Origin of the sequence: Rhizobium sp. RCC_161_2 (assembly GCF_041355235.1) — a bacterium.
In the GTDB taxonomy this organism is placed as follows: domain Bacteria; phylum Pseudomonadota; class Alphaproteobacteria; order Rhizobiales; family Rhizobiaceae; genus Rhizobium.
Window position 1 is genome coordinate 478,419 of record NZ_JBFUPL010000001.1, and the last position, 21,365, is coordinate 499,783.

The 21,365-nt window shown below is 60.1% G+C and carries 16 protein-coding genes; 8 read left to right on the forward strand and 8 right to left on the reverse strand.

The features are described 5' to 3' along the window. Nucleotides 1–377 precede the first annotated feature (377 nt). From AB6803_RS02105 to AB6803_RS02115, 3 genes are read left to right on the forward strand one after another with little or no spacing between them, the layout of a single operon-like run. On the forward strand, nucleotides 378–1,592 hold the full coding sequence (locus AB6803_RS02105) for an efflux RND transporter periplasmic adaptor subunit (protein WP_371107694.1): 1,215 nt from the start codon (nucleotides 378–380) through the stop codon (nucleotides 1,590–1,592). Between the two features lie 9 nt (nucleotides 1,593–1,601). Continuing rightward, the gene (locus AB6803_RS02110) at nucleotides 1,602–4,736 is read left to right on the forward strand and encodes an efflux RND transporter permease subunit (RefSeq protein ID WP_371107304.1); all 3,135 of its coding nucleotides are present in this window, start codon (nucleotides 1,602–1,604) and stop codon (nucleotides 4,734–4,736) included. Between the two features lie 56 nt (nucleotides 4,737–4,792). Beyond that, on the forward strand, nucleotides 4,793–6,301 hold the full coding sequence (locus tag AB6803_RS02115; RefSeq protein WP_371107305.1) for an efflux transporter outer membrane subunit: 1,509 nt from the start codon (nucleotides 4,793–4,795) through the stop codon (nucleotides 6,299–6,301). Nucleotides 6,302–6,318: 17 nt separating this feature from the next. On the opposite strand, the gene AB6803_RS02120 is transcribed toward AB6803_RS02115, so the two are convergent. Next, on the reverse strand, nucleotides 6,319–7,212 hold the full coding sequence (locus AB6803_RS02120) for a LysR family transcriptional regulator (RefSeq protein ID WP_371107306.1): 894 nt from the start codon (nucleotides 7,210–7,212) through the stop codon (nucleotides 6,319–6,321). Between the two features lie 180 nt (nucleotides 7,213–7,392). Here AB6803_RS02120 and AB6803_RS02125 point away from each other — a divergent pair, with 180 nt between their 5' ends. The 3 genes from AB6803_RS02125 to AB6803_RS02135 all read left to right on the forward strand — a co-directional run bounded on the left by AB6803_RS02125 (nucleotide 7,393) and on the right by AB6803_RS02135 (nucleotide 9,424). After that, entirely contained in the window at nucleotides 7,393–7,857 is a 465-nt protein-coding gene (locus AB6803_RS02125) for a DMT family transporter (RefSeq protein ID WP_371107307.1), read from the forward strand. 3 nt (nucleotides 7,858–7,860) lie between these two features. Further along, nucleotides 7,861–8,358, forward strand: coding sequence for a DMT family transporter (locus AB6803_RS02130; RefSeq protein ID WP_371107308.1), 498 nt, complete (start codon nucleotides 7,861–7,863; stop codon nucleotides 8,356–8,358). A gap of 145 nt (nucleotides 8,359–8,503) precedes the next feature. Further along, the gene (locus tag AB6803_RS02135; protein ID WP_371107309.1) at nucleotides 8,504–9,424 is read left to right on the forward strand and encodes an alpha/beta hydrolase; all 921 of its coding nucleotides are present in this window, start codon (nucleotides 8,504–8,506) and stop codon (nucleotides 9,422–9,424) included. Here the strand turns inward: AB6803_RS02135 and AB6803_RS02140 are convergent, their stop codons facing one another. Beyond that, nucleotides 9,425–11,428 (reverse strand): CocE/NonD family hydrolase, encoded by a 2,004-nt coding sequence (locus AB6803_RS02140; RefSeq protein WP_371107310.1) that lies wholly within the window; start codon nucleotides 11,426–11,428, stop codon nucleotides 9,425–9,427. Nucleotides 11,429–11,449: 21 nt separating this feature from the next. Further along, on the reverse strand, nucleotides 11,450–13,030 hold the full coding sequence (locus AB6803_RS02145; protein WP_371107311.1) for an ABC transporter substrate-binding protein: 1,581 nt from the start codon (nucleotides 13,028–13,030) through the stop codon (nucleotides 11,450–11,452). A 121-nt stretch (nucleotides 13,031–13,151) separates the two neighbouring features. Here AB6803_RS02145 and AB6803_RS02150 point away from each other — a divergent pair, with 121 nt between their 5' ends. Further along, nucleotides 13,152–13,937 (forward strand): helix-turn-helix domain-containing protein, encoded by a 786-nt coding sequence (locus tag AB6803_RS02150; protein ID WP_371107695.1) that lies wholly within the window; start codon nucleotides 13,152–13,154, stop codon nucleotides 13,935–13,937. A gap of 196 nt (nucleotides 13,938–14,133) precedes the next feature. Beyond that, nucleotides 14,134–15,243, forward strand: a complete 1,110-nt coding sequence (locus AB6803_RS02155; RefSeq protein ID WP_371107312.1) for a thioesterase domain-containing protein — start codon at nucleotides 14,134–14,136, stop codon at nucleotides 15,241–15,243. A 61-nt stretch (nucleotides 15,244–15,304) separates the two neighbouring features. Here the strand turns inward: AB6803_RS02155 and AB6803_RS02160 are convergent, their stop codons facing one another. The 5 genes from AB6803_RS02160 to AB6803_RS02180 all read right to left on the reverse strand — a co-directional run bounded on the left by AB6803_RS02160 (nucleotide 15,305) and on the right by AB6803_RS02180 (nucleotide 21,359). Then, the gene (locus tag AB6803_RS02160) at nucleotides 15,305–16,936 is read right to left on the reverse strand and encodes an ABC transporter ATP-binding protein (protein WP_371107313.1); all 1,632 of its coding nucleotides are present in this window, start codon (nucleotides 16,934–16,936) and stop codon (nucleotides 15,305–15,307) included. Next, on the reverse strand, nucleotides 16,929–17,756 hold the full coding sequence (locus AB6803_RS02165; RefSeq protein WP_007694889.1) for an ABC transporter permease: 828 nt from the start codon (nucleotides 17,754–17,756) through the stop codon (nucleotides 16,929–16,931). The genes AB6803_RS02160 and AB6803_RS02165 overlap by 8 nt, the downstream gene beginning before the upstream one ends. After that, nucleotides 17,753–18,760, reverse strand: coding sequence for an ABC transporter permease (locus AB6803_RS02170; RefSeq protein ID WP_371107314.1), 1,008 nt, complete (start codon nucleotides 18,758–18,760; stop codon nucleotides 17,753–17,755). Before AB6803_RS02170 ends, AB6803_RS02165 begins: the two co-directional genes overlap by 4 nt. A 97-nt stretch (nucleotides 18,761–18,857) precedes the next feature. Next, the gene (locus tag AB6803_RS02175) at nucleotides 18,858–20,447 is read right to left on the reverse strand and encodes an ABC transporter substrate-binding protein (protein ID WP_371107315.1); all 1,590 of its coding nucleotides are present in this window, start codon (nucleotides 20,445–20,447) and stop codon (nucleotides 18,858–18,860) included. A gap of 129 nt (nucleotides 20,448–20,576) precedes the next feature. Further along, entirely contained in the window at nucleotides 20,577–21,359 is a 783-nt protein-coding gene (locus tag AB6803_RS02180; RefSeq protein ID WP_371107316.1) for a carnitinyl-CoA dehydratase, read from the reverse strand. Nucleotides 21,360–21,365 lie beyond the last annotated feature (6 nt).

Genomic DNA, 21,365 nt, shown 5'->3' on the forward strand with positions numbered 1-21,365 from the left:
TCCAAAGGCTTCCGCCCGAGGAACGCTTGATATGCGTCTTTGAAGTTTTCGGGACGTTTCCCGCAACATCAAAATTGTAACCAAATGTCACGGCCGCCAGAGCGTGACAGAATTGATTACCGAATTGCTCGCTGTTGGCAAACTTTGATGACATCTCTCGGCGATGGTCCGCTCAACTTGATCCGGCTTTCCGGATGCTGGCGTTGGAGCCGTGTCTGCGGACATCGCGCTCTGATGGCCAAATCAGATTCGCCTGCCGGCCCTTTGCATTGTTGAATTCGCGATTGGACAGACCTCTTATGAGTATCAAAATTCGCTTTAGCCACTTGCCGCATCTCCGGCCTGCCCGCACCCCAGCCATTTGCGGCAGGGTTCCGATGTCGGCGCTGATGCTGCCCATGCTGTTGTCGATGGGCATCGCGTTGCAGTCGTGCTCCGAGCAATCAAGCACGCAGAATCCTATGGGCGCGGTCAAGGTGGAAGTCAGCGCCATGACGCTGCATCCGCAATCGGTGGCCATTACGGCGGAAGTCCCCGGTCGCACGGTGGCCTCCCTGATCGCGGAGGTTCGGCCGCAGGTCGGCGGAATCATCCGCAGCCGCAATTTCAAGGAAGGCAGCGAGGTTGCCGCCGGCGACGTGCTCTACGAAATCGATCCGAGTTCCTACCAGGCGTCCTACGACAGCGCCGTCGCCTCCTTGCAGAAGGCGGAGGGTGCCGTGCCGAGCGCCCAGTCGAAAGTGGATCGCTATAAGGGCCTGACGGCGCAGGACGCCGTGAGCAAGCAGGATCTGGACGACGCGCTTTCCACCCTGGCGCAGGCAAAGGCCGATGTCGCTTCGGCGAAGGCAGCCCTTGAGACAGCACGCATCAACCTCGACTACACCAAGATCCGTGCGCCGATTTCCGGACGCATCGATGCCTCCTCGGTCACCGTGGGAGCGCTGGTCACCGCCGAACAGACGACGGCGCTCGCAACCATCAACCAGCTCGATCCGATCAATGTCGATGTGACTCAATCGAGCACGAACCTCCTGGCATTCCGCCGCGCAGTCGCCGAAGGTCGCCTGAAGACCAGCGGCGACAACGTCTCGGTCAATCTCAAGCTTGAGGATGGGTCGCAATATTCCGAGCCCGGGACCTTTGCGTTCCTCGAGGCATCCGTGTCTGAAACCGTTGGGACCGTGACCGCTCGCGCGGTCTTCCCCAACCCGGACCGCTTGCTGCTGCCCGGCATGTATGTGCGGGCAACGATCGCTGAAGGTGTGGCTCCGAACAGCTATCTCGTGCCGCAGCGCGCTGTCTCTCGCAACACGAAGGGCGAGCCCACCGCCTTCTTCGTTGATACCGCCGGCAAGGTCCAGCAGCGTGTCCTCACTGTCCAGCGCAGCATCGGCAATAGCTGGCTGGTCAACCAGGGCCTTCAGGACGGCGATCGGGTCATTGTCGAGGGCAGCCAGCGCGTGCGCGACGGCCAGGAGGTGAAAGTCGACGATGTCACGGTCAATGATGCGACGGGGGAACTTTCGCAGACATCCTCCAGCGCGTCCGGCCAGCTCAAAGAAGCCGCCAACGCCGCAATTGTGAAGTGAGGTGGTTTGATGTCTCGTTTTTTCATCGACCGGCCGATCTTTGCCTGGGTTATTGCCATCGTCATCATGCTTGCGGGCGCACTGTCGATCCTGACGCTGTCGATCTCGCAATATCCGCAGATTGCCCCAACCACCGTGCGCATCAGTGCGACCTATTCCGGCGCCGATGCCGCAACCGTCGAAAACTCGGTGACCAAGGTCATCGAGCAGGGCATGACCGGCATCGACAATCTCGACTATATGACGTCGACCTCAACCTCGACGGGATCCGCTTCGATCTCGCTGACCTTCACTAACAAGGCCAACGCCGACGTCGCGCAGATGCAGGTACAGAACAAGCTGCAGCTGGTCACCGCGCAGTTGCCGACGACCGTCCAGACCACCGGCATCACGGTGTCGAAATCGACCTCGAACTTCCTGATGGTCATCGGCTTCGTCTCCACCGACGGCAAGCTCAATTCCAATGACCTCGCCGACTACATTAACAGCACCCTGAACGACACGTTGAAGCGTGTTTCCGGCGTTGGGGACACGCAGCTTTTCGGCTCGGGCTATGCCATGCGTATCTGGGTCGATCCGGACAAGCTCGCAAAATACCAGCTGATGGTCAGCGACGTTACCACCGCGATCGAGGCGCAGAACTCGCAGGTCTCGGCCGGCCAGCTTGGTGCATTGCCGCAGCGCAAGGGCCAGCAACTGAACGCGACGGTGACGGCCAAGAGCCGCCTGCAGACGCCGGAGCAGTTCGACAATATCATCCTGAAGAGCGTGTCCGATGGCTCGCTGGTACGCCTCAATGATGTCGCGACTGTCGAGCTCGGGGCGGAGAGCTACACTAGCTCGAGCATCTATAATGGTCATCCCTCGGCCGGTCTCGCGATCATGCTTGCCTCCGGCGCCAACGCCATCGACACGGCCGAGGCGGTACAGTCGACGATTAACAATCTCAAGGAAACATTGCCGCCCAATGTCGAGGTCGTCTATCCCTACGACACGACGCCCTTCGTCAAGCTGTCGATCGAGGACGTCGTCAAGACGCTGTTCGAAGCCATCGTGCTCGTCTTCATCGTCATGTTCGTCTTCCTGCAGAGCCTGCGGGCGACGCTCATTCCGACGCTTGCGGTCCCGGTCGTGCTGCTTGGAACCTTCGGCATTCTCTCGGCCTTCGGATACTCCATCAACACATTGACAATGTTCGGCATGGTGCTGGCGATCGGTCTTTTGGTGGATGACGCCATCGTCGTCGTCGAAAACGTCGAGCGCGTCATGGAGGAAGAGGGACTATCGCCGCGCGAGGCGACGCTGAAATCCATGAACGAGATTACCGGCGCGCTGATCGGCATCGCCACGGTTCTTTCCGCCGTGTTCATCCCGATGGCTTTTTTCTCCGGCTCCGTCGGTGTCATCTACCGCCAGTTCTCGGTGACCATCGTCTCCGCGATGATCCTATCGGTCATTGTCGCCCTCATCCTGACGCCGGCGCTCTGCGCAACGATCCTGAAGAAACCCGAGCATGGGTCGAAACAGCGCGGCCTCTTCGGCTGGTTCAACCGCAACTTTGAACGTGGCACGCGGGGCTATCAGCGCAGTGTGGGCGGCATTATCAAGCGGACGCCGGTCTTCATTATCATCTTTGTGCTGATTACGGCTGCCGTCGGCTATCTGTTCAGTCATCTCTCCAGTTCGTTCCTGCCGGATGAAGACCAGGGCATCCTTCTTACGAGCGTGCAGCTTCCCGCTGGAGCCGCCGACGATCGCACCGAGAAGGTGTTGAAGCAGGTTACCGACTACTATCTCAACAATGAGAAGGATTATGTCGACGGCGTTATGGGCGTTGCGGGCTTTGGTTTTGGCGGTCAGGGCCAGAATGTCGGTCTGGCCTTCATCAAACTCAAGGATTTCGCGCAACGCACGTCGCCGCAATCGAAGGCGCAGGCGATCGCCGGCCGCGCCATGGGTGCCTTCTCGAAGATCAAGGACGGCAGCGTCTTCGCGCTCTCGCCGCCGGCCATTCCCGGTTTTGGCAACAACAGCGGTTTCGACTTCTTCATCAAGGACATCAATGGCGCCGGCCATGCCAGCCTGATCGCCGCCCGCAACCAGTTGCTGGGCGCCGCCGCCAAGAGCGCCAAGCTCAGCGGCACGCGTCCGAACGGCCAGGAAGACACGCCGCAATACTCGGTCAATATCGATGCTGAAAAGGCAAGTGCGCTCAACATAACGCTCTCCGACATCGATACGACGTTGTCGACTGCCTGGGGCGGCACCTACGTCAACGACTTCATCGATCGCGGCCGCGTCAAGAAGGTCTATGTGCAGGGGAATGAGGGCTCCCGGATGCAGCCGGAGGATCTGGATCGCTGGTACGTGCGCAATTCCGGCAACGACATGGTGCCCTTCTCGGCCTTCTCCAGCGGCGAATGGACCTATGGTTCGCCGCGTCTCGAACGCTATAACGGTTCGTCGGCCGTCGAAATCCAGGGCGCCGCCGCGCCCGGCGTCTCCTCCGGCGATGCCATGAACGAGATCGATCAGATCATGGCGACCCTGCCGCCCGGCTTCAGCCATGAATGGACCAGCCTGTCGGCCCAGGAAAAGCTCTCCGGCAACCAGGCAAGCCAGCTCTACGCCATCTCCATCCTTGTCGTCTTCCTGGCACTGGCCGCTCTCTACGAAAGCTGGTCGATCCCGCTTGCCGTCATGCTGTCGGTGCCGATCGGCATCTTCGGCGCGCTGCTGGCCGCCACCATCTTCGGCCAGTCGAACGACGTCTATTTCAAGGTTGGTCTGCTGACGACGATAGGGCTTGCAGCCAAGAACGCCATCCTGATCGTCGAATTCGCCATCGAGCAGCAGAACAGCGGCAAGAACCTGATCGACGCGACGCTGGAGGCATCGAGACAGCGTCTGCGACCGATCCTGATGACATCGCTCGCCTTCATCCTCGGCGTCATGCCGCTGGCAATCGCCAATGGCGCGGGCTCCGGCAGCCAGAACTCGATCGGCATCGGCGTCATGGGCGGCATGATCTCTGCGACCGTCCTCGGCGTCTTCTTCATCCCGCTACTCTTCGTCTCCGTCCGACGCGTCTTCAAGGGCAAGGTGCAAGGGACGGCGGATGCGAAACTCGATCCGGGAAGCTGAGGAAGGCCTCGGCTTCCCGCCTCCTTCGGTCATCATTTTCATAGAAAAGGGATTTCATGTCAGTCCTTCATTCGACGCAGCATGCGCGCCCAGCGCGCCGAACATCGAAGTTTATTCCACTGGCAGCGATATTCTGCTGCACGACGATCCTCACGAGCTGCGTTGTCGGACCGGACTATGAAAAGCCGAATGTCGCCTTGCCAAGCCGTTGGAGCGGGCAGGCATCACCTAAGAATGCGTCCTCGCCCAATCTCACGGAATGGTGGAAGCAGCTTCATGATCCGACCTTGAACGCACTGATAGAGGAGGCCGTTCGTACAAACCTCGACGTCGCGACGGCCAAGGCGAAGATACGCGAGGCGCGCGCGACCTATCGGGAACAGAAAGGCGCACTGCTTCCGACCGCGGAGGGAACGGCATCCGCAACGCGTAACCGGGTGGCTGCTTCTGACGGTGCAGCCGCCAGCGTTTACAATGAGTTCCAGCCGGGATTTGATGCGAGCTGGGAACTCGACTTGTTTGGCGGCAACAAGCGCTCCGCGGAAGCCGCGCGCTATGGTGTTGATGCCGCCGAGGAGGATCTGCGCGACACGCTGGTCACGCTCGTGGGCGACGTCACCACATATTACGTGCAGGCACGCGAATATCAGGCGCTGCGGGATCTGGCGAAGAGAACGGCGGTGTCTCAACGCAGGACGGCTGCTCTCACCCAGGAAGAATTTGCGGCGGGAACGGTGACCGGCGTGGACGCGGCCAATGCGAATGGCGAAGCGAGCAGCACGGAAGCCGATATTCCGACCTATCAAATATCCTATGCGCAGTCGGTTCATAAGCTTGCGGTTCTCCTCGGAAAACCGCCGGCGGCCCTGGACGAGCGCCTGAAGGCGACAGCTGCGATCCCGCAGCCCCCGCTCAAGGTCTCAACCGGCATTCCCGCCAACATACTGACATCGCGGCCGGACGTTCGGCTCGCCGAGCGCCAGCTTGCGCAATACACCGCGAAGATCGGCGTGGCCGAGGCGAACCGCTATCCGTCGATCTCTCTCACCGGCAGCATAACGTCGTCGGCAACCGATATCGCCGATCTCGGCCGCAAATCGACCATCGGCTGGGCCTTCGGGCCGACGCTAACCATACCGATCTTCCAGGGCGGCCAGTTGAAGGCAGCCGTCGATGTCGCCAAAGCCGAGCGTGACCAATATTACATCGCCTACCAGGCGGCTGTTCTGACCGCCATGCAGGATGTCGAAAATGCGATCGTCTCGCTGACGCAAGAGAAGATCAAGAACGCCAAACTCGTTTCCTCGGCTTCCTCCTATCGCACGGCCGCGGACCTTTCGCGCCAGTTGAACAAGGCTGGCGCCACGGACTTCCTCAATGTTCTGGATGCCGAACGCTCGCTCTACAGCGCGGAAAGCTCTCTCATCCAGAGCAAGGCCGCGATCGCAACAGATTACATTTCCCTCCACAAGGCTCTCGGCGGCGGATGGGATGGTGCTATCGATAGCTCAAAGCCCGCCGTGGTTGATGCGGGCAGCCCGATTCGGCTAAGATCGTCCTCCTAGGGAGGGCGATCTTGCGATCACGATCTTTGTGTGATTGCCGACTGGGCGATGAAATCGACCAGGGTTCTGATGTTGTGGGACGGGCTGCTGCTGGCTGGCCATAAAAGGCGGAGAATGCCCGCTTCCCTCACGCAGTCCTGCAACAGTGGGACCAGCCGGCCGCCCTGGATTTGCGTGGAGACGGACATTGATGGAACGCAGGCAATGCCGACGCCTTGCTCCGCCAATTCTATCCTGGCTTCGACCGCATTGACGACCGCCGTGACCGGGAGATCGAGTTCGATATCCGCACCTTCCTCGGCAAGAGGCCATGTGTCGATCCTGCCGGTCTCCGGGTGTCGGCGGTGCAGGCAGAGGTGTTGCAGCAGATTCTCGGGGCGCTGCGGAATGCCGTGGGCCGCGAGATAGGCGGGGGAGGCCACGATCGTGTGCCGGAAGTGCCCGACCGTGCGGCTCATCAGCCGGGAATCGCGCATCTCCCCGGTGCGGATCACGAGGTCGTAGCCTTCGTCGATGACATCGACCAATCGGTCGCTCAGGTCGAGTTCCAGCCGCGCCTGCGGATAGATCTGCATGAAGCGGGCAAAGACCGGCATGAATGTCACGGCCCATGTCGGGAGGCTGACACGTATCGTGCCGCGCACGACCATCCGGGCCTGCTGCATTTCCTGCGTGGCAAGCTCCATTTCCGCAAGAATGCGGCGGCATCGTTCGAGGAAGATCGCCCCTTCCGGCGTCAGGTTGACGCTATGGGTGCTTCGGTGAAAGAGACGCACGCCAAGGCGCTCTTCAAGCCGCACAATGGACTTGCCGATGGCGGAGGCGGAAAGGCCGAGCTGCCGGCCGGTTTCCACGAAGCTGCGCGTTTCGGCTACCCGAACGAAGACCTTCAGTCCGCTGAAATTTTCCATGGGTCAAAACTCCGTTGCGGACAGAATAGTCCGCATGGACCGGAAAGTCAGTGCCTTTCGCTGATACGCACAAAGGCGATAATCGTTTTATGATTCAATTTATTATCCAGAGATTCTTGAGTATGCATCAAGAGATATCGCGCCGTTTTCGTCCGCTCCCTGAGCGGTGGAGCTTGCGTCATGCATAGGGCGAGCGGGTGGAATATCGCATTGGCGCTGGTCGCCGGCGCCGTGCTGGCCGTCATGATCGACTGGAACAGCTTACTGGCGCGGCACAGCTCGCCGCTTTTCGCCTCGTGGACCGCGCATGGCATTGGTGTCCTGGCAAGCCTCGCTCTGGTGACACTTCTGCCTGTCCGAACGGCCGCTGCACAGGCGATACCAGAGGGCAGGTGGCCACTCTGGTGCTATCTCGGGGGCATTCCGGGCGCCTTCACCGTGTTGCTGGCCGCCGTCACGGTCAACAGCGCCCTCGGGCTTGCGGGAACGTTGGCGCTCATGCTGATCGGTCAGATGGTGTTTGGCATCGCGGCGGATGCCTTCGGGATATTGGGACTGCGGCGCGTCCTGCCGGATCGCCGCGATATCTACGCTATCGCGCTGGTGCTGTGCGGAAGCATCGTCATCATTCTGGCGCGGAGCTGAGCGATGCTTTTATTTGTCTCGCTTGCCCTGCTCAACGGCGTTCTCATCGGCACGAGCCGCGCGATCAACGGTCACCTCGGCAAGAAGGTTGGTCCAGTTAGGACATCGCTCTGGAACCATGCCGTCGGCTTCATTTTCCTCTCGCTGCTGATCGGCCTGTTCTACAGGAGCGATCTTGCTGTGGGGACGGGCGTGCCGGTGAACGCGTGGCTTGGTGGTGTGTTGGGCGTCGTCTTCGTTGCGCTGAACAGCTATGTCATTCCGAGGCTGGGGGCCAGTAAGACGAGCAGTCTCGTGGTTGCCGCGCAGATGCTTACGAGCGTTGCCATCGACAGTTTCGGCAAGCCGGTTTCCAGCGCGACGGTCGTCACGCTCATAGGCGCCGCCTTGATCATTATCGGGGTCTGGTTGTCGGCATCTTCGGCGAAGAAGAATGCGTCGCGTGAACCGGCGCAAGATACTGCGCCGGAACATCAGGATACCCGTCGCGCCATCCCGTGATACCTGGACCGATACACGGGAATGTCTTGGGGCTGTTAGCGTTTATGCTGGAAATCCACGGCGTGCTGCCTGATCCGAGATTGTGATCACAGCTCGGTTGACGTTACTGTGTGTTGCATAGTGCGCCACTTCCCGAGGACATTCCATGAGTTCCAGCCCGAGCCCGATGCCGACTGAAGCGGGTATTCTGCAATTCATGGAGATTTGCGATTCCTTCTATCCGCCGGATGCGGTGACAGCCTCCATAGAGCAGCAGCGAACGTGGTATGATGCGCTTTGCCGCCAGTTCGATCGACCGTTGACTGACGGCATGCATATCGAAGACGAGATGGTGATGGGCAGGATCCCGGTCCGGCATTATCGTCCGGGAACGGTCAGCACCGCGACATGCCTGCTCTATCTTCACGGCGGCGGCTTCGTGGTCGGTTCGCTCGAGAGCCATCACGCAATCTGCGCCGAGATCGCCGATCACGCTAGGGCCGAACTGATATCTGTGGACTATCGCCTTGCGCCGGAACATCGCTGGCCGGCGCAGACGGATGATTGTTTTGCTGTTCTGAAGCACCTGATCGACGCGGGAAAGACCGTCGTGCTGATCGGCGACAGCGCCGGCGGCAATCTGGCGGCTGGGCTGGTGGTTCGGGCAAAGGGCGAGGGGCTTTCCGGCATCGCCGGGCAGGTCCTGATCTATCCGGCGCTCGGAGGCGATCTCCTTTCCGGCTCCTATGAAGAAATGGCGAATGCGCCGGGACTGACGACGGCAGATGTCGTCTATTACCGCAACGTATTGCAGGCGCCGGCTGGCGATCCTGTCGCCGGAGCACTCGCCCAATCCTCTTTCGCCGGCCTGCCGCCGACATTCATCACCGTCGCCTATTTCGACCCGCTGCGCGACGATGGCCGCAACTATGCGGCAAGGCTGGCGCAGGCGGGCGTCGAGGTCTGGTTCCGCGAAGAGCCGCAGATGGTGCATGCCTGGCTGCGCGCGCGGCACATGAGTGACGGCGCGCGCGCCGGCTTCAGCGCCATATGCGACGCCGTTAGCCGTTTTGCCGGATCGAACTGATTACATCAGATCGCGCGAAATACGCTTTTCCTCGAAGACTTTCTCGAAGATCTGCGTCTCGCCTTCGAAGGCGATGACGGAAGCGCTGATGATCCAGTCTGTCGCCGTGCAGGAAATCTTGGATGTCGACAGCGTGCGGACGAACCATCCCGGCCGCTGCATGTCGCATGTCCAGGTCGAGGTGCCGTTCATCGACAGCGGATCGTTCGGCGTGATCGACCAAACTTCGTCGCGCAACTGGCGCGTGGAAAGACCCGTGCCCGGATGCTCGAAAAGGCCGGTATCCTCGCGGATTTCATAATGGGTCTTGTTGGCGGCGAGATCGCGCAGGACCTGGCGCTTGGTCGATCCTGGCGCGTGTTCGACGTATTTCGGCAGCGGATCGGGATTGTCAGGCTGCTTGATATCGATGATGTCGTGTTCGCCGAGCTTCGGCAGAGCGAGACCAAGCGAGGCGATGTCGATCGTCAGGCCCGGATCTTCCGGTGGCGGCAGGACCATCGGCCAGTAGGCCGTCGACAGCGACAGGCGGATGCGATGCCCCTTGCGGAAGCGATAGCCGCAGGCATCCAGCGTCAGCGTCACCGTGGTGCGCTCGCCCTTTTGCACGGGCTTCGGTTCGGCATTGCCGTTGCGATGGGCAAGGTTGAGCACACCGAAGGAGACGCGCGTCGCGGTGCCGTCCGGATGCAGGTCCACAAGCCGGGCGCAAAGATTGGCTGTGTCGGCATCGCAACGCAGCGAGAGGGTGATAACCGGACGTCCGAGATAGTCATGATCGATGGTCAGCGGCGCGGTCTGGAAGGTCAGCGAACCGGCATCGTCGCCCCTTTGATCGAGCGCCATTTCGGCGTCCGGCTTCAGCGTGAACCATTCACCCGAGGCCGTACCGGTATCCAACGGAGAGCGCAGATAGATGGGATGTTCCGGCGCATGCGGGATCGGCATGCCTTCCATCAGCGTGCCGAACTGCTCGACATAGAAGCATTGCATCTCCGGCTGTTGCCATTCGCGCTTGGCGATCCAGAAACCCGGATCGAAATCGCGGCGCGGTGCCGGCTTGATGGCGTCGAGAATATAGGCGCGCACCGGGGGCATGCTCTCCGCGCCGTTCTGCTCTCCGCGCAGCCAGCGGTTCCACCAGGCGATTGCCTCGCCGTGGAAATCGGTGCGAGGCTTCGGCCAGGCAAAATGCGGATATTTGTGAACCCAGGGACCGATCAGCGCCTTCGCTGTGTCGCCGAGGCCCTCGACTGCCTTGAGCGGCGTATTGCGATAGCCATCCGCCCAGCCGGCGATGACGAGGGTAGGCACATCGAATTCGGCGAAATTCTCGCAGATCGAGCCATGCCGCCAGTAGTCGTCGCGGCGCTGGTGCTGGAGCCATTCCTCCATGAAGAAGGGTTCGTTCTCCAGGCGCTCCAGCCACATTTCCTTCCAGCGGTCGCCGACGATCTCAGGATCGGGGGAGCGGGACTGATAGGCGAGCATGGTCGCGGCCCAGGAAAGTTGCGCCGAGAGATGGCAGCCGTCCTTGTAGTGAATGTCGTCATTGTAGCGATCGACGGTTGAGGCAATGGATATGACAGCCTTCAGCGCGGGCGGCTTCAGGGCCGCGACTTGCAGGCAGTTAAAACCGCCCCAGGAAATACCCATCATGCCGACGGAGCCGTTCGACCAGGGCTGCGCCGCGATCCAGGCAATCAGCTCGCAGGCATTGGCAAGCTCAAGCTCGGTATACTCGCCGTCGATGACGCCATCGGATTCACCCGAGCCGCGAATATCGACCCGGACGCCGGCGATGCCGGCCGCCGCAAACACTGGATAGGTCGATTCATCACGCGGGCTCGTTCCGTCGCGCTTGCGGTAGGGCAGGAATTCGAAGACTGCCGGCACGGGATCGCTCTCCGCGCCATGTGGCATCCAGATACGCGCGGCGAGCCGCGTGCCGTCCTTCAGGGTAATCCATTGATTTTCGATGGTGGTGAAGCTGCGCTCAGCCATGGTCATATATCCCGAAGAGGTTTAGACGTTAAACCATACACGGCTGCCGATATAGCCGTTGGACATATCGTTGCCGATATCGTCGACATATCCCTTCAGTGTTTTCGAAGAGGCCATGATGTAGTCGTTAAAGACGGGCAGGATCAAACCGCCATCGTCTCGCACCATCAGAGCCAGCTGTCGATAAAGCACCTTGCGCTTGGCGTCGTCGAGTTCGGCCCTTGCCTGCAGCACCAGCTTGTCGAAGTCCGGACGCTTGAAACGCGTGTCGTTCCATTCTGCGGTCGACAGATAGGAGGTGGAATAGCGTGAATCCTGGGTCGGCCGGCCGCCCCAGAAAGACGCGCAGAAAGGCTGCTTGTTCCAGACGTTGGTCCAGTATCCGTCTTCCGGTTCGCGCTTGACGTCGATCGCGATCCCCGCCTTGCGCGCGCTTTGCTGAAACAGGATCGCAGCATCCACGGCGCCTGGAAAGGCAGCATCGGAGGTCAGTAACTGAACCGGACGGTCAAGGCCCGATTTCTTGAAGTGGAAGGCGGCCTTGTCCGGATCATACGGCCGCTGCTCGATATCGGTTGGCGCAAGCGCGTAGTTGGAATTGACCGGATAGTCATTGCCGATCGTTCCGTAGCCGCCCAAAACCTTGTCCAGGATCGACTGGCGATCGATGGCATATTTCAGCGCAAGGCGAAGGTCGTTGTTGTCGAAAGGCGCCGTGTCGCAATGCATCAGGAAGCAATAGAAGCCCTTGCCGGCATTGCGGACGATATCGACAGTCGGTGCTCGCTGCAGCATCGGTACGGTCTTCGGATCGACATTGTTGACGAAATGAACCTGGCCGGAGGCGAGCGCTGCAATGCGGGCGGTGTTGTCGTTGATAACGAGGATTTCGACGCTGTCGACAAATCCGCGATCGGCACGCCAATCCTTCGGGTTCTTCTCGAAGATTGCGCGCACGCCGGGTTCAAAGCTTTTCAAGACGTAAGGACCGGTGCCAATAGCCGCCGCTGGCTTGTCAACGCCACCCTTAGGCTGGATGATCAGGTGGTAGTCGGTCAGGAGGAGCGGCAGGTCCGCATTACCCTCCGAGAGCGTCAGGACAAGGTCACCCGCCTTTTCCTCAATACCGCTGATTGAGGCCATCAGCCCGAGAGCGCCGGACTGCGAATTTTTGTCCGCATGCCGCTTCAGCGTCGCGACGATATCGGCGACGCTCATCTTGCTGCCATCGTGAAATTGCACATCGTTCCTGATCTTGAAGGTCCAGACGGATGCGTCCGCTGATGGTGTCCAGGACGTTGCCAGCGACGGCAGGGGTGCGCCGGTCTTGGGATCGGATTCGACGAGCGTGTCGCCCCAGAGGCGGCCAATGACGAACAAGACGGAGGCGCTATAGGTCGCCGGGTCAAGCGCATCGCTCGTGGCGCCCCCTTTGAGGCCGAGCTTCAGATGGCCGCCACGTTTCGTTTCCTGAGCGCGAGCGTCACGCGGCATCAACAGGCCCGAGGTGAGGCCCGGTAAAGCGCCGAGGGCGACGGCACCGCCGAGAAAGCGGCGGCGGCCGATTTTCAGATCCGAAAGTTGATCCTTTTGATGCGTCATTGCAGTTCCCTTTTTTCAATTTTGTAAGAGGGAACGTAGAGGTCGGCCACGCTCACGCAATTTCGCGACTTGACGCATTTTTAAGCGAGTTTACGCTAGCATGATCAAGACGGAGCTACCGATGCCTCACCTGGTCGAAAACCTGAAGATTGCGTGTGCCACGCAGCGTTCCATTTCGCATGTATGCCGTGCAATTGATATCAATCGGCAGCAGTTCAATCGATACATCAACGGCGAAACGAGGCCGTCTGCGCATAACCTGGCGCGTATTGCCGCCTATTTTAATCTCGATGCAGCGGATTTCCTTCTCGCTCCCAAGCTTTTTCGCGTGCGGCTTCGCGGCCCGTCCGTCGGGCTCAATGAGGGTTCCGAACTTTTCAAGGCGTTTCCGGGAAATCTTCATGCCTTGAGGCGCCATATCGGCTATTTCCAGACCTATCATCGCTCGCCGTCTTGGCCGGGCATGGTCGTATGTTCGTGCAGTCGCCTTAGCGAGCAGGGTGGGTTGGTGCGCGTCAAGTCAATGGAGCGGCTTCGGGATCCTGGAAACGGCATCCAACAATTTTCAAAATATGTGGGTTTGGCGGCGTTCTATAGAAACCGAATCTTCATTACGGAGCGTGTTGTCGGTCCGAATTCCATGTTGTCGCAGACGATCCTTTTGCCCTTCGACGAGTATCAGCGCGTTTATCTACGTGGGACGACGATGGGAATTTCCTGGCGAAGGGAAAACCTCCCCTATGCCTCGCGGATGATCTGGCGGCATGTCGGTGCCGAGCCAGATCTGCGCGAGCTTCTGTCGCGCTGCGGGCCGCTGCCGCTATCATCACGCCAGCTGCCGCCGACGGTACGCTCGTTCCTCGCGGACCCATCCGCCGAAGTATATGCGATGCCGGCAGAGTATTGACGACACCGATTATCGAAACGAGGCCTTCGATCCCAACTAGATGTCGAGGGCTTGGCTTTTCGGTCGCCCGACGGTCAACCCTCTTAAAATCGAAGAGGAAGTTGTGTCTTTACGAAATATGTTAAGGGTCGCTTTATGAGAATGCTGTTTATCGTATCGCTCGGTGGCGCATGCTTTGACATTTGGGGGTGCCTAGATGCTTTTCTCTACGAAAAGGGATGTAGATTCCAGCCAGCATGCCCACCTTTGCGGTCTGTTTCGCCAAGAAGCGAAGATCAATTTGGACAGCGACGCAGACATTCCCGATGCTGTTTCAGTCAACCGGGTCTTGAATTTCATCAAGCACTGGTGGGGTGAAACTGGAGAGGAGATGGATGTCAATGTATTCTATCGTCACCGCACTCTTGAAGCCCTTGGCCTTGCAATTTCCAATCATGAAGACCTCTCAGCTTCACCAAAAATCGTAGAACTTCGAGGCGGAGCAGATGCGGCGCCGTTGCTGGTATTCGCCGGCGGGCCAAGCTGTTTTCTGGAAATGCAGCAGTTCATTAAGGAAATCCACTTTCCTGGACCGATCCTCGGTGTTGCATTGACGGCCTTCGACCGCGACCCCCAATATCCGGCGACCGTGCACGACGAGGTTGAAAGCACGCTGAGAGCGCTACAGGCAGCAGGGATCGGAGAGCCCTATCGATTGCTCGGCTATTCCTTTGGTGGTGTTTTTGCCTTGGAGCTCGCGCGTGCCTTGAGGGCGCAGGGGCAAAAGATTGCTTTCCTGGGGATGCTCGATACGCCGTTTGGCGAGCAGGAATGGCCACTGATGACTTGGAGCAAGTTCATGTGGCAGCGCTGGCGGAGAGCTCGGAGCAGAAAGAAGAACCGAGCGAAAACCGGTCATCAGGCAGTTGGCCAAGCACCGGCAAAGCCCAGCTTGCCGGCTATCGAGCGACGCGAATACCTCGCGAGAATGTTGAAGCCACTCTCATTCCGCTACGCTGACCCACGCAAGGCCTATTATCCGGAGCTGGCGCCTCAATGGATAGGGGATTATCCTCCGCGTTTTGACGCCGCCGCCAGACAACTTCTGCGAATGAAAGGTCTTTATAAGCCAAGCCGTTATGACGGGGAGCTTACTTTCTATCGCAGTCTGCAAGGCTCTCCGGTCGATTGCGATCCAAAGTCTATATGGGGGCACCTTCTAGTTCATGCGGACTGGGTGGACGTTTCCGGTAATCACCAGAGTATGATTGTTGGGCGCAATGCCGGCACGCTCGCTCGCGAACTCAGCGCACGCCTGATGCGCTGAGCCTTCTATCGGCATGAAAGCGAGCAGATACTGAACCACCGAGCCTTGGGATGCCGAGCCATCAGTTTCCGGCGCTCTCCATCTTCCGCGTCGTCAGCACTTTTTCCAGCCAGCCGATCTCCATCTCCGGTACCGACTTCAAAAGCAGATCGGTGTAGTCGTCGAAAGGCGGCGACAGCACCTTCGATTTCGGCCCGAAACGCACGAGCTTGCCGCGATGCATGACCGCGACGCTGTCGGCGATGGCACGGACGATGGCGATGTCGTGGGTGATGAATATGTAGGAGAGCTGGGCCTCCGCCTGCAGCCGCATAAGCAGCTTCAGGATGCCTTCCGCGACGAGCGGATCGAGCGCCGAGGTGGGCTCGTCGCAGAGGATGAGCTCCGGCTTGGCGGCAAGCGCCCGGGCGATGGCGACACGCTGCTTCTGGCCGCCGGAAAGCTCTGCCGGATAGCGGTCGATGAAGCCTTTGCTCATTTCGATCTGCTCGAGCAACTCCTTCACCCGCGCCGTCTTCGCCGCACCGCGCAGGCCATAATAAAAGGAGAGGGGACGGCCGATGATATCCCGCACGGTCTGGCGCGGGTTCATGGCGGTATCGGCCATCTGGTAGATCAGCTGGATGCGCCTGAGCTCATCACGCGAACGGTTCTTCAAGGCAGGCGTCAGCGGCTTGCCGTCGAAGGAAATCCCGCCATCGCTGGGCGGCAACAGGCCGGTGATGACGCGGGCAAGCGTCGACTTGCCGGAGCCGGATTCGCCGACGATCGCCAACGTCTGGCCTTTCGGCACATGGAGAGAAACATCGTGCAACACTTTGAAGCCATTTGAGTATTGCGCACTGACGTTCTCGACCTTCAGAAGCGTGTCGGATTGATCTTGCGCCTCTTCGCGCGCCGTCTGACGGACATTGACGAGCGCGCGGGTATAGTCTTCGCGCGGCACCTCGATGATCTGCTGGACGGTGCCGTATTCCACCGTTTTGCCATAGCGCAACACCATGATGTCGTCGGAGATCTGCGCGACGACGGCAAGGTCGTGGGTGATGTAGAGCGCCGCCGTGTGGGTTTCCTCGATGGCATGCTTGATCGCTGCCAGCACGTCGATCTGCGTCGTCACGTCGAGCGCGGTGGTCGGCTCGTCGAAGACGATCAGCTCCGGGTTGGAACAGAGCGCCATCGCCGTCATCGCGCGCTGAAGCTGGCCGCCTGAAACCTGATGCGGGAAACGGTCGCCGAAGGTCTCGGGATTGGGCAGGCCAAGCACCTGGAATAGGTAGAGTGCCCGTTTCCTCGCTTCGTCTTTCGTCATCAGCCCGTGCTTGACGGAGGCTTCGATCACCTGTTCGCCGAGCTTGTGGGCTGGGTTGAAGGCAGCCGCAGCCGACTGCGCGACGTAGCAGACGCGGGCGCCGCGGATCTTGCGGATGCCCGATTTCCCCAAGGGGAGAATATCGACGCCGTCGAGCAGTACTTGGCCGCCGGTGATCTCGGCGCCACCACGGCCATAGGCGAGCGCCGAAAGTCCGATGGTGGACTTGCCGGCGCCGGACTCGCCGATAAGGCCGAGCACCTTGCCCTTTTGCAGGTCGAAGGAGACGCCATCGACGATAGTGACCCGCTTTGGCGGTTCGCCGGGCGGATAGCTGGTCGCTTCGATCTTGAGATCGCGAACGGAAAGTAGCTCAGGCATCACCACGCCCTCCCTTGAGGCTGGAGGTGCGCTTCAAGAGCCAGTCGACCACCAGATTGACACAGACTGCCAGCGCCGCGATCGCGGAGCCCGGCACGAGAGCGGCGGAGATGCCGAAGATGATGCCATCCTTGTTGTCCTTGACCATGCCGCCCCAATCCGCGGACGGAGGCTGGATGCCGAGCCCGAGGAAGGAGAGCGTCGACAGGAAGAGGATCGAGAAGGCAAAGCGCAGGCCGAATTCCGCCAGCAAGGGCGAAAGCGTGTTCGGCAGGATCTCGCGGAAGATGATCCAGATCTTGCCTTCGCCGCGCAGCTTGGCGGCTTCGACGAATTCCATCACCGCCACATCCAGCGCCACGGCGCGGCCGAGACGATAGACGCGGGTGGAATCGAGGATCGCCATGACCAGGATGAGCACGATCAGGTTCTGCGGCAGCACCGCCAGCACCACGAGCGCGAAGATCAGCGTCGGGATCGACATCATCAGATCGTTGAACCGCGAGAAGACCGCGTCGATCAATCCGCGCGAGACGGCCGCGGTGAAGCTGAGGATGATGCCGAGCGAGAACGAGATGATCGTTGCCGCAAGTGCTACGAACAATGTAGTGCGGGCGCCGTAGATCAGCCGCGAAAGGATATCGCGACCGAGATTGTCGAGGCCAAAGAAATATTGTGCGTCGGCCACCTGCCAGACATTGCCGACGACTTCGGTCTCGCCATAGGGCGCGATCCAGGGGGCGAAGATGGCACAGATGAAGGCAAGGAGAATGCCTGCCATGCCGACCCAGGCGGTGATGGGGATATCTCTCAATCTCATCGCGGATGCCTCAAGCGTGGGTTGGCAACGATCGCCAGGATATCGGCGATCATATTGAGCAGGATGTAGACGGCGGCGAAGATCAACCCACAGGCCTGAACAACCGGCATATCGCGGACGGTAACCGCATCGACCATGTACTGGCCCATGCCGGGATAGACGAAGACCACCTCGACCACGACGACGCCGACGATGAGATAGGCAAGGTTCAGTGCGACGACGTTGATGATTGGCGCCAGCGCATTGGGTGCGGCATGCTTGACGATCGAACGGAAGGCACTAAGGCCTTTCAGTTCCGCCGTTTCCATATAGGCCGACGACATCACCGAGAGGATCGCGGCTCGCGTCATGCGCATCATGTGGGCGAGAACGACGAGGACTAGCGTCGCCGTCGGCAAGGCGATGGCCTTCAGCCGATCGAGGAAATCCATGCCGTCATAGACTGTCGCGGGAAAGGTCGCGATCCCGAATTTCACGCCGAAAAACAGGATGAGCAGATAGCCGATGAAGAACTCCGGCAGCGAAATCGCCGCCAGCGAGATCACATTGATGATCTTGTCGGGCAATCGATTTCGGAAATGCACGGCCAGCATGCCGAGCCCGACGGCGAGCGGCACCGATATCAGCGCGGCGAAGGCGGCAAGGAAGAGCGAATTGCCGAGACGCTTGCCGATTTGCTCGCTGACGGAATTCTTGCTGGCCCAGGAGGTGCCGAAATCGCCATGAACGGCGTTGCCAAGCCATTCGACATAGCGGGTCGTGATCGGCCGGTTGAGACCGAGATCGGCCCGGATGTTGGCAACTGCCTGCGGCGTCGCCGACTGGCCGAGATAAGTCGTCGCGAAATCGCCCGGCAGAGCTTCAAGGCCGCCGAAGATCAGGATCGAGACGGCGAAAAGCAGGACGAGGCTGAGCACGCAGCGCTCGACAATGAGGGACAGCAGCGGAAAACGCTGCTTGAATCTCAACCCGGGCAGCACTGTGCTGGGTGGTGTATTGGACATGGCTGATGCCTCGCGCTGAAACGTCAGGAGGATCGCGGAGGCGCTCCGCGATCCCGGTTCCGTTAGAGATGTGGGCGTTTCCGCCCGGCTTCAGGCATCAGGCGTCCAGCCAGACGCGGGTCGCGACATAGCCGTTAGACATGTCGTTGCCGATATCGTGGACGTAGCCCTTCACCTGCTTGGTGGAGGCGTTCACGAAGTCGTTGAACATCGGCAGGATGACGCCGCCTTCGTCGCGCACCATCATCGCCATGGCACGATAGAGCTCCTTGCGCTTGGTCTCGTCCAGTTCCGAACGAGCCTGAAGCAGAAGCTTGTCGAAGTCGGGGCGCAGGAAGCGCGTGTCGTTCCAGTCGGCCGTCGAGATATAGGCGGTGGAATACATCTGGTCCTGTGTCGGACGGCCACCCCAATAAGAGGTGGAGAAGGGCTGGACGTTCCAGACGTTGGTCCAGTAGCCGTCGCCCGGCTCGCGCTTGACCTCGATGTTGATGCCCGCCTTCTTGCAGCTTTCCTGGTAGAGGACGGCGGCGTCGACAGCGCCAGGGAAGGCGACTTCGGAAGTGCGCAGCAGGACGGAGCCGCTGTGGCCGGACTTCTTGTAGTGGAAGGAAGCCTTGTCGGGATCGTAAGCGCGCTGCTCGATGCCTTCCGGGAAGAGAGCGTAAGTGCTGTTGATCGGGAAGTCGTTGCCGACCTTGCCGTAGCCGCCAAGGATCTTCTTGACCATGGTCTCGCGGTCCATGGCGTATTTCAGCGCCAGACGCAGGTCGTTATTGTCGAACGGCGCCGTGTTGCAATGCATGATGAACACGTAATGGCCACGGCCGGCGGTCGCGAGGATTTCAACATTCGGTGCGCGCTTCAACAGGTCGACGGTCTTCGGGTCGACGCGGTTGATGTAATGCACCTGGCCCGACGACAGTGCGGCGATACGTGCCGTCGCATCGTTCATGCCAATGATTTCGATAGAGTCGACATAGCCGCGATCCTTGCGCCAGTCGTCCTTGTTTTTCTCCAGCGTGGCGCGCACGCCGGCCTCGAAGGTGACGAGCTTGTAGGGGCCGGTGCCGATCGAAGCGAAGGGATCATCATTGCCGCCGTTCGGCTGGATGACGAGATGGTAGTCGGTCAGGAGCAACGGCATGTCGGCGTTGCCTTCGGTGAGCGTCAGGACGAGGTTGTCGCCATCGGCCTTGATTTCCTTGATGGACTTCACGACGCCGAGCGCGCCCGATTCCGACTTGCTGTCGGTGTGGCGCTTGAGGGTGGCGACAACGTCGTCGATCGTCAGGTCCTTGCCATTATGGAACTTCACGCCCTTGCGGATCTTGAAGGTCCAGGTGACAGCATCCTTCGACGGTTCCCAGGATTCGGCAAGCGACGGCACGGCGGCGCCGGTGAGCGGGTCGGATTCGACCAGCATGTCGCCCCAGCAGCGGCCGACACAGAACATGAATTGCGACAGGAATTTCGCCGGATCCTTGCTGTCGGTGGCGGCACCGCCTTCAAGGCCGAGTTTCAGATGGCCGCCATGCTTCGGCTCGGCCGCCATCGCGCTTTCGGTGAAAAGTGCGTCGGCAAGTGCCAATGTCATGCCGGCTGCCATGGCGCGTCCCATGAATTCGCGGCGGCTGAGCCCACCCGAGGTCACGCGGCTTGCGAGGTGTTTCGTATAATCGCTCATTCCCCAGTTCCTTCTTTTTGATGCGTTGATAGAATTCTCGGGCTGGACTTCAAGACGCGGTTTCCTCTTCCGCTTGAGGCCTGGTTGCCCGCGATCATGCAGGAAAATCACACGGTTGCTACCGTTTTCTCATTTTCCTTTCCAGATTGGAGCTCGCTTCTCCGCGAAAGCCCTTGCGCCTTCCAACTGGTCTTCGCTCGAATAGAGGGCATCGACGGTCGCAAACTGCCTTTTGGTGATCTTGTTCATGGCAGTCTGGAACGTCGTTCCCTCGGCCTCGCGGACGATTTCCTTGATGGCGGCGTAGACGAGCGGCGGACCGCTTTCCAAAAGACGGGCGAGTTCCCATGCCCGATCCATCAACTTGTCCGCGGCGACGATCTCGTTGATGAAGCCCCAGCGATGCGCCTCGGCGACATCGAGCCAGCGGCCGGTCAGGAGCATGTCCATCGCGATGTGGTAGGGGATGCGCTTCGGCAATTTGATCGATGCGGCATCCGCGACCGTTCCCGAGCGGATTTCCGGAAGGGCGAAGGTTGCGTGTTCGACGGCGATGATCAGGTCGGTGGAAAGGGCGATCTCCAGACCGCCGCCGCAACAGATGCCATTGACGGCGCAGATCACCGGCTTGTTGAGATCGCGAAGTTCCTGCAGGCCGCCGAAACCGCCGACGCCATAGTCGCCATCGACCGCATCGCCTGCAGCGGCCGCCTTCAAATCCCAGCCGGCGGAAAAGAATTTCTCGCCCGCACCGGAGATGATCGCCACGCGCAGCTCGGGGTCGTCGCGGAAATCGCGGAAGATCACGCCCATCTCACGGCTGGTCGCAAGGTCGATGGCGTTCGCCTTCGGCCGGTCGATGATGACCTCCAGGATACCGTTGTCGCGTCGGACGCGAATGGGGCTGTGCAACTTTTG

Coding starts and splice junctions, on each gene's coding strand:
- AB6803_RS02105 (WP_371107694.1), top strand. CDS start 378: ATGTCGGCGCTGATGCTGCCCATGCTGTTGTCGATGGGCATCGCGTTG.
- AB6803_RS02110 (WP_371107304.1), top strand. CDS start 1,602: ATGTCTCGTTTTTTCATCGACCGGCCGATCTTTGCCTGGGTTATTGCC.
- AB6803_RS02115 (WP_371107305.1), top strand. CDS start 4,793: ATGTCAGTCCTTCATTCGACGCAGCATGCGCGCCCAGCGCGCCGAACA.
- AB6803_RS02120 (WP_371107306.1), bottom strand. CDS start 7,212: ATGGAAAATTTCAGCGGACTGAAGGTCTTCGTTCGGGTAGCCGAAACG.
- AB6803_RS02125 (WP_371107307.1), top strand. CDS start 7,393: ATGCATAGGGCGAGCGGGTGGAATATCGCATTGGCGCTGGTCGCCGGC.
- AB6803_RS02130 (WP_371107308.1), top strand. CDS start 7,861: ATGCTTTTATTTGTCTCGCTTGCCCTGCTCAACGGCGTTCTCATCGGC.
- AB6803_RS02135 (WP_371107309.1), top strand. CDS start 8,504: ATGAGTTCCAGCCCGAGCCCGATGCCGACTGAAGCGGGTATTCTGCAA.
- AB6803_RS02140 (WP_371107310.1), bottom strand. CDS start 11,428: ATGGCTGAGCGCAGCTTCACCACCATCGAAAATCAATGGATTACCCTG.
- AB6803_RS02145 (WP_371107311.1), bottom strand. CDS start 13,030: ATGACGCATCAAAAGGATCAACTTTCGGATCTGAAAATCGGCCGCCGC.
- AB6803_RS02150 (WP_371107695.1), top strand. CDS start 13,152: ATGCCTCACCTGGTCGAAAACCTGAAGATTGCGTGTGCCACGCAGCGT.
- AB6803_RS02155 (WP_371107312.1), top strand. CDS start 14,134: ATGCTTTTCTCTACGAAAAGGGATGTAGATTCCAGCCAGCATGCCCAC.
- AB6803_RS02160 (WP_371107313.1), bottom strand. CDS start 16,936: ATGCCTGAGCTACTTTCCGTTCGCGATCTCAAGATCGAAGCGACCAGC.
- AB6803_RS02165 (WP_007694889.1), bottom strand. CDS start 17,756: ATGAGATTGAGAGATATCCCCATCACCGCCTGGGTCGGCATGGCAGGC.
- AB6803_RS02170 (WP_371107314.1), bottom strand. CDS start 18,760: ATGTCCAATACACCACCCAGCACAGTGCTGCCCGGGTTGAGATTCAAG.
- AB6803_RS02175 (WP_371107315.1), bottom strand. CDS start 20,447: ATGAGCGATTATACGAAACACCTCGCAAGCCGCGTGACCTCGGGTGGG.